9 protein-coding genes are annotated in these 13,362 nt (G+C 37.7%); 3 read left to right on the top strand and 6 right to left on the bottom strand.

Translation table 11 applies throughout. The features are described 5' to 3' along the window. On the bottom strand, nucleotides 1-1,194 hold the full coding sequence (locus ACFSR6_RS11905) for an argininosuccinate synthase (RefSeq protein WP_379079056.1): 1,194 nt from the start codon (nucleotides 1,192-1,194) through the stop codon (nucleotides 1-3). Nucleotide 1,195: 1 nt separating this feature from the next. Continuing rightward, the gene (locus tag ACFSR6_RS11900; protein WP_379079054.1) at nucleotides 1,196-1,894 is read right to left on the bottom strand and encodes a GNAT family N-acetyltransferase; all 699 of its coding nucleotides are present in this window, start codon (nucleotides 1,892-1,894) and stop codon (nucleotides 1,196-1,198) included. A gap of 583 nt (nucleotides 1,895-2,477) precedes the next feature. Between ACFSR6_RS11900 and ACFSR6_RS11895 the strand changes: the two genes are divergently transcribed. Beyond that, nucleotides 2,478-3,179, top strand: coding sequence for a DUF4397 domain-containing protein (locus ACFSR6_RS11895; RefSeq protein ID WP_379079051.1), 702 nt, complete (start codon nucleotides 2,478-2,480; stop codon nucleotides 3,177-3,179). An 80-nt stretch (nucleotides 3,180-3,259) separates the two neighbouring features. Here ACFSR6_RS11895 and ACFSR6_RS11890 read toward each other — a convergent pair whose 3' ends face one another. Genes ACFSR6_RS11890 through ACFSR6_RS11875 form a run of 4 tightly spaced genes read right to left on the bottom strand, consistent with a single transcriptional unit; the run spans nucleotide 3,260 to nucleotide 9,689 of the window. Continuing rightward, the gene (locus tag ACFSR6_RS11890; protein WP_379079048.1) at nucleotides 3,260-4,240 is read right to left on the bottom strand and encodes a hypothetical protein; all 981 of its coding nucleotides are present in this window, start codon (nucleotides 4,238-4,240) and stop codon (nucleotides 3,260-3,262) included. A 46-nt stretch (nucleotides 4,241-4,286) separates the two neighbouring features. Next, entirely contained in the window at nucleotides 4,287-4,973 is a 687-nt protein-coding gene (locus tag ACFSR6_RS11885; RefSeq protein ID WP_379079045.1) for a hypothetical protein, read from the bottom strand. A 17-nt stretch (nucleotides 4,974-4,990) separates the two neighbouring features. Further along, nucleotides 4,991-6,511 carry a RagB/SusD family nutrient uptake outer membrane protein gene (locus ACFSR6_RS11880; RefSeq protein ID WP_379079043.1) on the bottom strand — a complete coding sequence of 507 codons (1,521 nt, stop codon included), beginning with the start codon at nucleotides 6,509-6,511 and terminating at the stop codon, nucleotides 4,991-4,993. 10 nt (nucleotides 6,512-6,521) lie between these two features. After that, nucleotides 6,522-9,689 (bottom strand): SusC/RagA family TonB-linked outer membrane protein, encoded by a 3,168-nt coding sequence (locus ACFSR6_RS11875; RefSeq protein WP_379079041.1) that lies wholly within the window; start codon nucleotides 9,687-9,689, stop codon nucleotides 6,522-6,524. A gap of 447 nt (nucleotides 9,690-10,136) precedes the next feature. Between ACFSR6_RS11875 and ACFSR6_RS11870 the strand changes: the two genes are divergently transcribed. Together ACFSR6_RS11870 and ACFSR6_RS11865 are read left to right on the top strand one after the other, a co-directional pair. Further along, entirely contained in the window at nucleotides 10,137-12,590 is a 2,454-nt protein-coding gene (locus ACFSR6_RS11870; RefSeq protein ID WP_379079038.1) for a TonB-dependent receptor domain-containing protein, read from the top strand. A gap of 59 nt (nucleotides 12,591-12,649) precedes the next feature. Beyond that, nucleotides 12,650-13,360, top strand: a complete 711-nt coding sequence (locus tag ACFSR6_RS11865; RefSeq protein WP_379079036.1) for a DUF4198 domain-containing protein — start codon at nucleotides 12,650-12,652, stop codon at nucleotides 13,358-13,360. Nucleotides 13,361-13,362: the final 2 nt, after the last annotated feature.

The following is a 13,362-nucleotide window of genomic DNA, read 5'->3' as shown; positions in this document are numbered from 1 at the left end:
TTAGCTTTCAACCTCACTATTCACTTTGTGCCAGATCATTACCTGGTTACCGAATATTTTAGAGAAACCTTTAACATCTTCGCCGGTCCAGGCGTTATTCATTTCGCCATAGCTACCAAATTTATTGCTCATTAAATCGTGGTCTGATTCAATTCCGATAATCTGGAAACGATATGGCAACAGTTCTACAAATACTTTACCACTCACAAATTTTTGCGTGTCGGCTAAAAATGCTTCAATATTCCGCATAATCGGATCGTGGAATTGCCCTTCGTGCAACCAGTTACCATAGAAAGATGATAACTGCTCTTTCCAGCTCAACTGCCATTTGGTTAAGGTATGTTTTTCTAAAGTATGGTGCGCTTTAATAATGATAATCGGTCCGGCAGCTTCGAAACCAACGCGGCCTTTAATGCCGATAATGGTATCTCCCACATGGATATCTCTTCCAATACCGAAAGGTTGTGCAATGGCCTGTAATTTTTGGATTGCCCTAACCGGAGCTAATGTTTCACCGTCAATAGCTACCAGTTCGCCTTTCACGAAAGTCAGTTCTAACCTACGCGATCCGGTTTCCGAAACCTGTGTTGGCCAGGCACTTTCTGGCAAGGTTTCATGAGAGGTTAAAGTTTCTTTTCCTCCTACCGAAGTTCCCCATAGCCCTTTATTGATAGAATATCTTGCTTTTTCGGCACTATATTCCACTCCATGTTGAGCCAAATATTCTATTTCCGCTTCGCGTGATAATTTTAAATCCCTGATCGGGGTAATAATCTCAACTCCAGGGATCAGGATGTTGAAGATCATATCGAAACGTACCTGATCGTTACCTGCACCGGTACTGCCATGGGCCACATAATCAGCACCGATTTTTTTAACATAGTTGGCAATCGCAGTTGCCTGACTTACACGTTCGGCACTTACCGATAACGGATAGGTGGCATTTTTAAGTACATTGCCAAAAATCAGGTACTTAATACAGTCATCATAATAACCTTCAGTTTCATCTACTACAGCATGCGATTTAACGCCTAAAGCATAAGCCCTTTTCTCAATTTCCTGTAATTCCTCATCAGAGAAACCACCTGTGTTTACAATCACCGAGTGAACTTCCAGCCCACGGTCTTTTGCCAGGTAAATACAACAAAATGAGGTATCTAAGCCTCCGCTAAATGCTAAAACAACTTTTTTCATGCTACTTAAATAAAAAGGTAAATAAAAATAAAAGGGCTTTTAATCCGGTTTTTGGCTTAGGTTTAACAACCAAGCGCTGTTTAATGCGCATAAAGCGCTCGTATAATTTGGGTTTTTTCTGTAGTTCTTCGGCAAACTTCTTAGCGGCATCGTGCTTTTGCGTAGCCGGATCGTAAAGCATGGCCGTACACATGCAGTTTTTACGTTCCTTCATTTTCAATATCTCGAAGTTTACACAGCTTTGGCAGCCTTTCCAAAATTCTTCATCCTGTGTAAGTTCAGAATAGGTAACCGGTTCATATCCCAGATCGGAATTGATTTTCATTACGGCCAAACCGGTGGTTAAGCCAAAAATCTTTGCCTTTGGGTACAAGCTTCTGGAAAGTTCGAAAACTTTCTGTTTAATGGCATGTGCCAAACCGGCCTTCCTAAATTTAGGGGAAACGATTAATCCAGAATTGGCTACAAACTGCCCGTGGCTCCAGGTTTCGATATAGCAGAAGCCAGCCCAGGTACCATCCTTGTGGAAAGCAATTACAGCTTTACCTTCGATCATTTTGCCTGCAACATACTCCGGCGAACGCTTGGCTATACCGGTACCGCGTGCTTTAGCAGACTCGGCCATCTCGGTTACAATTTCTTCGGCAAATACACGATGTTCAGGAAGTGCAACCTGCACTATAAATTCGTTAATATCCATTCGTTTTCTAACGAAAAATTATAAGTATTCTTGTTAATTGGGTTTTTAGAGAGGATCAATTCCTCGTTACGTTTAGTATAGGTACTAAATACGTGGAGTGAAATTTTGCCGGCTTATGGGAGAATAAAATACGGGTTGACAATGATTAATAAACAAACCTTTCCCACACACTGTTTGTGTCGGGGAAACTGAAAGTTTATATAAAATTTGTTTAATCATTTCTTGCGTATTCAAACGGCTTTAACTCTATTGAGGTGCAAAGGTTTAAATAAAAATCGAGTTACACAATAATATCGTGATTTTTTTATGTTAAGCTTTTGTTTTTTTTAGATTAATCTGACTTAATCAGGGTCTGGGGGGCATACTCCGGCTAAGAATTATTTGGCTTATAATTAATTTTATCATAATCTCTCTGGCCAGCATTAACCTTGTTAAAAAAGAGCACCAAATTTTAACATCTGCTTAACAACTTTTAACATACTAAAATGCTGATTAAAGCGCAATATTTGTAGTGCTGTAGCGAATACTGCTGAGCCGTCGTTTTATTGATGTTTCTTAATATTAAATCAAATTTTAAAACACCATGAAGAATTCTACTCCAAGTCATTTTAGAGCCCTTTCCTTATTTGTCTTATTTACTTTTACGGCACTTACTTCTTGCAAAAAGGCCGAAACTGTCGATCCCAATATATCTTATATCAGGGTAATTAATACTTCGCCCTCCCTGGCAACTTATAATGCTTATTTTAATGGCACGATGGTTAATTCGGCGGCTCTGCCATTTGGCGGGTCTACTTCTTACACCTCTTATACAGCAGGTTCTTATAGTTTAAAATTTACTACCGCCAGCAGTACAGAGAGCGTATTAACCAAAACTGTTGCTTTAAGTGCAAAGAATTACTATTCTGCTTACCTGATTAACAAACCCGGAGCATTGGATATTTTCACGGCTGGCGATGATCTCTCTACTCCATCAACAGATAAAGCTTACATCCGTTTCATCAACCTATCGCCGGATGCTCCTGCCCTCGACCTGGCAAAAACCAGTGCAACCACTGCCTTAATCAGCAATAAAGCCTACAAGAGCGCAAGTGGCTTTATCACTGTAGATGCCGGAACCTATTCGCTTGATGCAAAAGAAACTTCATCTGGAACAGTTAAAGCTACAATAGGCAGCACCAGCTTTACAGCAGGTTATCATTATGATATTATTTGTGGTGGTTTGGTAACACCTGCAAATGATACGGAACGCCCATTGAGTTTACAAGCTGTTTTAATCAAATAACAGGATTTTTTTAATTGTCGTATCAACAAAAAAGGCAATTTTCGATATGAAAATTGCCTTTTTTGTTGTATTTCTTGATATTATTTTTTGGTTACATCATTAAATTTAATTTGAATAACATAAGTACCTTCTAACTTAAGTTGCCATGACCATCTTGGGTTTACAGAGAAACCAGGTGAAGATGGAAAATTATCAATAGTAACATATTGACTAGGTATTCTGTAATACATTAGGAATCCCCAATCGGTTGTAGGCGTTACATACTTTGTTAACGGAAATGGCGCCACTTCAAAATCGCAAATCATTGCAGTATCCGTTTTGATAACCGGGTTAAACTTGGCATAGTTTTCAAAAACCGGACGATCTCCTCTTTGAATGATTTCGCCGGCTTTTGGATTGAATGTACGTCCGTTCTTATCAACCATTTTCAAAATTGCACGTGCACCTGAATTTGATATCTTGGTACAGGTAATGGTTGGGTTACGCATTGCTGTTACAGCCCCGGTTACATCATTAAATCCATTAGCAACATTATCAGTTACTACAAAAAGATCTTCCAATTCAGGGTCTACCACATTTATTGTAGCCAACTTAGGAAATAATTTTGTACCTGTCACATTTGTCATTTCTACATCAAAGTAGTATTTACCTAAGGGTAAATTCGCCGAAGCCTTATTAAAAGTAAGCTGCCCACTGGTTTCATTAAAGTACATAGGCAGTCGCTTAACAGTTTCTCTTTTTTTGTTCAGCAATGCTACAGTGGTATCTGTAGTGGCATCAAATGACATCCCTGGTTTAAACGTAGTAATTTCATACTCAGTATTAAATTGAGCAGGAGCAGGAGAACCATCCTCGCGTCGAAGATTTAGCAATTTAAATGTATATGGCGGTGTAGAACCATCGGCATTTATCCTATCAGATTGATATAAAATCAAGCCTCTTTTAGCATAGATATTATTATCCTTATATCGAATAGCATCACTTTGAAAGCCTTGTTGTATTTTTTTACATGCTGCCATGCTTAGCAATGCAAAAAAACCTATAATATATTTTGTTTTCATAATTATACATTGTTGAGGTTTAACATATTGTTTTTCACGGACAGTCTTAGTTACCTAACGACTGGGCATTAAAAAACAACCTATGATTTCCGTTGAGCACATGCACGATTCCAGTTGTAGTAATAATCCCCGAAGTCTGGCAATCAACAGCCTTATCTTTTTGATTATCCGGAATAGCATCCTGATTTGGCTCACGGTCATCCCTGGTACCTATCACTTTGGTATAGGTTACATAATCTACATTACTGACATACGCGTTAAAATCAAAAGTCCTTCTCAACTTAATCAGATACTGTACGTTAGGAATTGAACCAAGCATACTATCATAAAGTTTACCGGTAACTGTCATTTGATCACGGTTAATTTTACCTGCAAACATGTACGTTTTCAAGGAATCGCTCAATTCCTGAGAAGGAATGTCTTTAATCCCAAAATCAAAGTTTTCCTTACCAATTTTTATGGCCTGTTGATTCTTCTTCGCCGCAACGTAGTCTACGATTCCGTAATTTGTCGTAACAAAGAATGTTATATTTCCATTAACAGCATCTTTTAAACCTGCCCGGTCAATAACCTTAACTAAGGAATCAAACTTTGGATTAGATTTCAGATAGTCATATGTTGTCATATTGACAAAGGCATTACTAACGCCCCCATCATTTTTGTAGCTATCCTTTTTGCAGGATGTAAATGCGGCAGTTACAATCGCTATTACAGCTATAATATATTTTTTCATGATTTAATTGCTAATAGTTAAACTTTTCCTAACCAATAGGTTGTTTGTTTAAGATTCGGATTTTCCCTGAATAGTGCAGGATCCACTGGCCAATAAAACCCTTCTCTCCTAAACCTGGTTTCCGTAAGCCAATCCACAACATTACCATAGCGTCTGGTACGTAAAAGATCAAAGAACAGGTGCCCTTCAAGATACATCTCCTTACTTCTTTCCTTAATATACTCATCCATTACCCTACTTACAGAAAGTCCGTTTGGTACAAGTGTAGGATTGGGATTATTCCTTGTTCTGAATTCATTAATGATAGTAGTCGCGGTGGCTGCATCATTTTTATATAATGCAATTTCAGCTTTCAGCAACTTCATGTCACTTAAACGGAAAATAATCATGTTATTACTCAAGTAAGCATCTAATTTCTGTCCGGGGTTTCTATAAATTACATTGCTATATTTTGTGCAAATTGGTCTTTCAGGATTTGAAAGATCAAAATTTTTAGTAAAGCGAATATCTTTAGAATTTGATCCAAACTGATCTGACAGATAACGTGGGACAACATAAAATCTTGGATTATTAGAATATGTATTGATATACGCACCGCTAAGGAATCTCGTACCGATACTGGAATTAGAACCTTCTAATGTATTCTCACTCATGTTGATTTCGAATATTCCGTCACTAGAACGGCCTACAAAAGTTGATTTATAATTTGCAGTATCCGTTTGGCTATATCCTCCCTTTTGTATTAAAGTAGTAATTGTAGTATCTGCATTATTTACGTCAGTTAAATTTGGCGTATCTTGGCTAACATCAGACATCGTAGCCCTCCATAGATATAGGTGGGCCAATAATGCATATGCTGACCCTTTATTGGCGGTTACTTTTGCATCGCCAATGTTAATATAATTCCAGGTCAATAAATTGATGGCGTTTCTGCAATCTGTCTCAATTTGCTTCATCACATCTGCTCTCGAACTTCTAGGAAGCTGTGGTGCAGTGATTGGATCGTCATAAGCTGTAGTCACCAAAGGAACATCGCCCCAAACCCTTACCATCATAAAATAGCTTAAAGCACGGATAAACATTGCCTGACCCATGATATTGTTTTTAAACGCTGTCGGATCATCTGTATCTTTCAATTGGGCATTAGTCATCTTGCTTACATTAGCAATAACGATGTTAGACATCGCAATCGTTTTATAGTATAGCGTGTAATTAGCCAGTGAGTTTAAGTTATATTGAAACGTAAAATCACCATTTTGTATGCCTTCAAGCCCATCCCCAGTATACTGAATGGTAAAATAATTTTTGGCAATGGCATCTCCATACAAATAGTAACGGTTCTCCTTATCTGTACAAGCATTACGGAGCAATGCATAATTTCCAGCTAAGGCACTTCTTGCATCGCTCGCTGATTTCCAAAATTTTTCTAGGTAAGTAGAGTTTTTGGGCTCCTGCTCCAATATTTTTTTACAAGAAATAAGTGGAGTTATTAATATAACTAAACTTAATATGCTTAAAGTTTTTAAGTGCTGTCTCATAGTATTAAAATTAAAATTGAATTTCCAAACCAAGTGTATATTTTCTTGGGATAGGATATCCCGCGCCATTATATTCCCCGTATGGATTTACGTTTTCAGCATCGGGAAGGCGTTTAGACTGCTGGAACATATAAACATTATCTGCGATTGCAAAAAGCTTTAATTTATTTAAACCCAATTTTTTAAGCGTTTTAGCCGGAAAATTGTAACCAAAATTTATACTTCTGATTCTGAAATAACCACCTTTTTCCAGGAAGAATGTTTGGGCACCGGTATAATAGTAACGATAACTTCCCAAATCATATTTAGCATATTCTGCCTGATCTCCGGGGTTTCTCCAAATGTTTATTTTGCTTAAATCCGGAGTTGAAAATGCGGCAAATCTATTTATTGGGTCTCCATCTGTTGAGTTAGAAAAACGATCTGATTCAAATAAATTTAATACATCTCTATCAAAAGTGAAGGTGCAAAATATATTCAATGAAAAATTCTTATAACTGAAGTCATTGGTCCAGCCTCCGGTAATTTTTGGATTGGGGTCGCCAATTGGTGCTTTGTCCGGATTGATACCATCATTAAAAATATCAATGAAACCATCTCCGTCAAGATCAGCTAGATAAAATTGACCTGCTTGGTATGTACCATTACTATTCCTATATAACTCTCCAGTAAAAGGGTTAACAGGTATATCGCTTGTTCTCGAAAATACGCCATTTGTCCTATAAAGATAAAATGCATTTATTGGACTCCCAACTGAAAGGATGTGAGATTTATCAAATCTGTCTCCACTTAAAATAAGGTCTCTCCCACCATTGGGTAAATTCATAATTTGGTTTTTATTATACGAGGCGTTAACCCTTGTAAACCATTTGAAGTTTCCTTCAATCGGAGTAGCAGAAACTGTTAACTCCGCACCTGAATTTCGGACGCCTATAGAATTCGTTAAAGCCCTATCGTACCCCGTTGTTAATGGAAGGTTTACGCTAAATAACTGTAAAGAAGACTCTTTGTTATATACATCAAATGATAGTGCGTACTTACCATTTTTAATCTCCATATCGGTACCAATATTCCATTGAAGGGATTTTTCCCAGCTAAGGTTACTTTGCGCCGCACCATCACTTAAATTCGGTGTAATAGCAGTTGTACCATTGTAAGATGTCGCCCCGCCATTTCCATTAAACCCACCATTATTTACGGAATACAAATTGTATTGTAAATAATTATTATTAGGTAAACTTCCTGATGTTCCTAAACTTGCCCTCAATTTGATTAGCGTAAATGGATTATTTACCCAATTTTTTATAAAATTTTCTTCTGAAATTAGCCAACCAACAGACGCTGACGGGAAATATCCCCACTTATTGTTTTTACCAAATCTTGATGAACCGTCTGCCCTGGCGCTTGCCGAAAGCAAATACTTACCATTGAAATCATAAGCCAAACGTCCGTAATACGAAAGGAGTCCATAAGCCTGATAGTCGGAACCAGCTGAAATTCTTGATTGCTGAAACCCATTAACTACCTGAATGTTATCTGACGGACCTCCGTAACCTGAAGCAGATGTATTCTGGAACTGGTTATACTGAATGTCCTGCCCAGCAATAACACTCACAGAATGTTTACCAAACTGATTGTTATAAGATAAAAAGTTAGACGTTAGTGCATTGGTACCATTATCAGCGTAGCTGGATGATGAATTTCCCTGACCATTGTTCAATATACTCGTCCTACTATAATCCCTCCTGGCAGTATTTAATAAATAAGAGGACTGAGAAGTAAACATTAGGTGTTTATTAAACTCATAACTTAAATTTAAATTTAACGTAAGCTGATTACTGATGTTTTTATCCAAACTCTCATCATAGGCACCTAATAAAAGGGCCTTTTTATCTTCATCCAGATTTAATAACGATGAAGGCATATTGCCAGCCCCTAAATTAATAGGACTGCTACCATTCCCATTACCTCTTGAAAAATCCGATCTTGAGTAGGCAATGATGGGGTTAATCATTAATTTCTCTTTCATGGCTCTGGTTGTCAGATTTAATCTACCTGAATACCTTTTGAAACCAGTGGCTTTAATAATACCTTGTTCATCATAGTAGCCTCCACTAAACCTGTATACCATTCCATTCGCGCCACCACCACTCACACTTAAATCGCCGTTAGTAATTTTTCCAGATTGATAAAAAAGATCTTGCCAGTCTGTATTACCATTATAAGCGGGATTTAAACTATCAGTCAAGATGTAAGGAAGCTGTTTCAGGTCATTATAAGACAGTTGCCTTTGCAAAATATCCATCTTCTGTCTTCTCTCGGTAGTTCCAAGTGTCACATCTCTCAACTTTGGTCTTTGGGTTAAACCTGCATAGGTATTGATTGAAACCCGGGGCTCGCCGCTAAGCCCCTTTTTCGTCGTTATCAAGATAACCCCATTAGCTGCACGGGATCCATAGATAGCTGCTGCAGACGCATCTTTCAATACATCTATAGATTCGATATCTGTTGGATTTATGCCAGCTAAATAATTCTGACCTGTTCCTACACCTGATCCGACATAGGTTTCGGTTGGTTGCGGAACACCATCAACTACATAAAGGGGCGAGTTTATTACATTAAATTCATCGTAGCCCCTGCTTACTAATGAATTACCCCTTACAGACACAGTAGGCGCTGCTCCGGGCTGACCAGTGAAATTCTGAACGTTTACACCCGATACCCTACCTTGTAGCAATTGATCAAAACTTGCGGATGGCAAATTAGCCAGCTCTTTAGATGAAATACTGGAAATTGCAGCTGTAGTTTTCTTCCTGGTAATTTTTTGATAACCGATAGTAACCACTTCATTCAGGGTATTGTTATCCTCTTCCAAAGAAAAGTTTACTGTACCGCTTGCTGAAACCGTTTTCTCTGCTGAACGATAGCCCACTATTCTGGCCACAATAACTGCACCGTCTTTCTGAACCGTTAGGCTGAACTTTCCATCGGCATTGGTAGCTGTACCATTTTTGGTGCCTTTTTCAATAATCGAAACACCCGGTAAAGGTTTATTAGAAGGATCTAAAACTGTTCCCCTGATTGTTTTCTGGGCAAAAGCCAGCCAGGGGATGAGCAGATAAAATAATGTGGCCGTTAAAAATTTCACATAGGCATGTCTTGTAGAATTTTTTTCCATTGATGATTAGTTAGTTAGGTTTGATTTCCGACTAAAGTATCAACTTTTTTACTTGACATTTAATTACTTTTTAGCTAAATAAAACCATATTTTAACCTAAAAAATTAACATTAATTAACATTTAATTCTTTAATACCCGCCTTTTACAGCTTAAAATATGCCTATATTGATCCGAATGGCACATTTAAGCTAAATAAATCACATTTGCTTTTATTTTTTGGAATAAATTCAGTTAATCAGTCAACTGGAAGATTTTTATAAAAAACAGCTTAAAAATCTAAGAAAAGAAGCTTCTAAAACGTTAAACTAATCTTTTAGGACATTAATATGGTCCTAATTAAAGAAATGCCCATCCCGCCTATTTAGAATAATTCAAAATAATTTGGATAATCCATTTTTCTATCGTTATTTTGCGTCTCTTTAGAATTAATCCAAATAAATATTAGCATGTTTAAAATCAAACTTTCCGGTTTAACTTTTCTTTTAACTTTTTTCAGCTTGCTCTCTTTTGCACAACAATTTTCCACAATTAGCGGTAAGGTAACCACCTCAGATGGTAAACCGGCAGCTTATATCTCTATAGGTTTAAAAGGGAAAGGTTTGGGAAACATAACCAACGATAAAGGTTTTTTCGAAATTCATCGTGTTAAACCGGGTTCTTATATCATACGTGCATCGGGTGTTGGTATTCAGAGTATAGAAAAATCAATCATAATCACTACAGGTGAGAACAAAACAATCGATTTTGTCATCAGCCAGAATTCCAATCAGCTCAGCGAGGTCAATATTAATAAAGGTAAAGCCAATAAATACGGTGCCCAAAAGAGTGATTATGTATCTAAAATGCCGATAACCAATTTAGAAAATCCGCAGGTTTACACCACCATTACGAAAGAAACTTTTAACGATCAATTGATATTCTCCGTTGATGACGCAACGCGTAACGCGGTGGGTATCCAAAAAATGTGGGAATCAACCGGTCGTGGAGGCGATGGCGGTGCATATTATGCATCAAGGGGTTTTATTGTTCAATCAAAACTCAGAAACGGGATCGTAGGTAATATAACCAGTCGCAACGATGCGGCGAACATAGAAAGCGTTGAAGTAATTAAAGGTCCGTCGGCAACTTTATTCGGAAGTACTTTAACTTCTTATGGAGGTTTAATTAACCGCATCACCAAAAAGCCTTTCGAAGGTTTAGGTGGGGAGGTAACCTATTCGGCAGGTAGCTATGATGTAAACAGGGTAAGCACCGATTTTAATTTCCCGGTTGATAAAAATAATCACATTTATGCACGTTTAAATGCTTCTTATAATTACAAAGGCTCTTTCCAGCAAAATGTATTCGACAGGGGTTTCTTTGTTGCACCGAGTTTAGCCTATAAGGTAAACGATAAGTTGGATTTTACCTTTGATGCGGAAATTTCTAATGGTAAAAACACCTTAAAACCATTTGTTTTCTTCTATTTTCCGGTAAAAGACCTTGGTTTTGACCGGGCTGATCAGTCTGGCATACCTTACGATAAATCGTTTACCGGAGATGCAATGAAGCAAAAATACAACAGTACAAATTTCTTTGGCCAGGCGAATTATAAATTTAACGAAAACTGGTCATCGCACACCAGCTTTTCATCTAGTTATAGTTTTTCTAATGGCCGCGGAACTTACCTGTTCCTGGTTCCAAATAACTATCCACCGCTAGGCAATCCAACTGCTGCGCCAGGTGCCGACTTCATTTCAAGGGCAGACCAGTCGACAGATAACAGCAAGCTTTACAACTACGAAATTCAACAGAATTTTAACGGTACTTTTAATTTAGGATCAATCAAAAACAGGATTGTGTTAGGTTTGGATTATTTACGCCAAAATTCAGATCAGTTATTTTACTCAATTAATTCATTTGATGTAACCAATAAAAATGGAAACGGAGCAAACTATAATAATTTTACCGAACATAATTTAGCAGCTTTTTATGCTGCAAATGCTAGCGATCCAAATACTGTATTTAATTATCCCTTAAATTTTAAATCAAATACTTATAGTGCTTATGCCTCAGATGTAATTAATTTAACTGACAGATTAATTGCCTTAGCAGCATTAAGGGTAGACAGGTTTGATAATAAAGGTAATTCTGATCGTGCAGGTTCAGCTCCAAAAGGGGCTTACAAACAAACGGTTTTCTCTCCTAAATTTGGCCTGGTATTCCAGCCAATTAAAGATCAGTTATCGCTATTTGCTAATTACCAAAACGGTTTTAATAACATTAATGGTATAGATTATAAAGGCGATTCATTTAAGCCAGAGCAAGCTAATCAGATAGAAGGTGGAGTTAAAAGTAACCTGTTTGACGGCAAACTAACCGGATCGGTATCTTATTACTACATCAAAGTTAAAGATATTGTAAGGGGTTATAACGGAGATCCGTTAAATCCAAATGCACAGATCCAGGATGGTAACAAAATCAGCAAGGGTATTGAAGCAGAAATTGTAGCCAACCCTTTAAATGGTTTAAACATTATTGCGGGTTTTGCTTATAACGATAACCGTCTCCAAAATGCTTCTCCTGATGTTGAAGGGAGACGTGACGCTTATTCGGCTTCGCCATACTCAGCAAACTTATGGATCAGTTATAAGTTTGCGACAGGTTCATTAAGAGGCTTTGGTTTAGGTGCCGGTGGTAACTATGCCAGCGATAACAAAATTGTAAACAGCGTAAGTCAGGGTGTGTTTATATTGCCAGCTTACGAAGTTTTTAACGCATCGGTATTCTATGATCACCCAAGGTTTAGGATCGGTGCTAAAGTAGACAACTTTACCAACCAAAAATACTGGACTGGTTATAGTACCATGAATCCACAGGATTTAAGAACCTTTACCGGCAGCTTGACTTATAAATTTTAATAAAATCAACCGGGAGCACCTGGGTCAGATCAGCTGCTCCCGGTTAAAAAACCGAAAACATGAAAACTAAAATCTCATTATTGGCATTATTTCTCGCCTTGGGCATCACGAATGTCTTTGCACATGCTTTATGGATAGAAACCCCGGCAACAGGCAAAAAAGGACAAACACAGGACGTAAAAGTTTTTTTTGGAGAATACGAAAGCAATGCGCCAGATACTGCAGCCAAGTGGTTCAGCAACCTGAAAGATTTCAAATTGGTTTTAACGGCTCCCAATGGTACCACAACAATTTTAACAACTTCGCCGGATGTACTTTTTTATAAAGCCCGTTTTACACCCGATCAGGACGGAACTTATAAACTTTCTGTTGTACACGAGGTGGCTACTGTTTACGAAAAAGCAAAAATTGAATATTATGCTTTTGCTGATGTTGCTGTTGGCACCTTAAAAATAAATAAGCTATTTCCCGCCGATGCGGCTTTAACCATCAGGCCCGATAAACACGCTTTAAAAGTTGGTGAAACTGCTGTTCATGAAGTTATTTACAACAAAACCCCTTTTGCAAACCAGAAATTAACCCTTGTTGGTCCTGATAAAAAAGGCCAGCCTGCCGAAACTGATGTAAATGGTAAATTTACCTTTAACCCGGTTGCAAAAGGAAATTATTTTCTGGAGGCTTTTGCCGAAGATAAAACACCGGGCAAACTGAACGGGCAGGATTACGATAAAACCTGGCATTTGGTAACCTATACTACCGAAGTTAAATAAAC

Origin of the sequence: Pedobacter vanadiisoli (genome assembly GCF_042684385.1) — a bacterium.
GTDB classification, from domain to species: domain Bacteria; phylum Bacteroidota; class Bacteroidia; order Sphingobacteriales; family Sphingobacteriaceae; genus Pedobacter; species Pedobacter vanadiisoli.
This window is presented reverse-complemented; position numbering and strand designations above follow the sequence as displayed.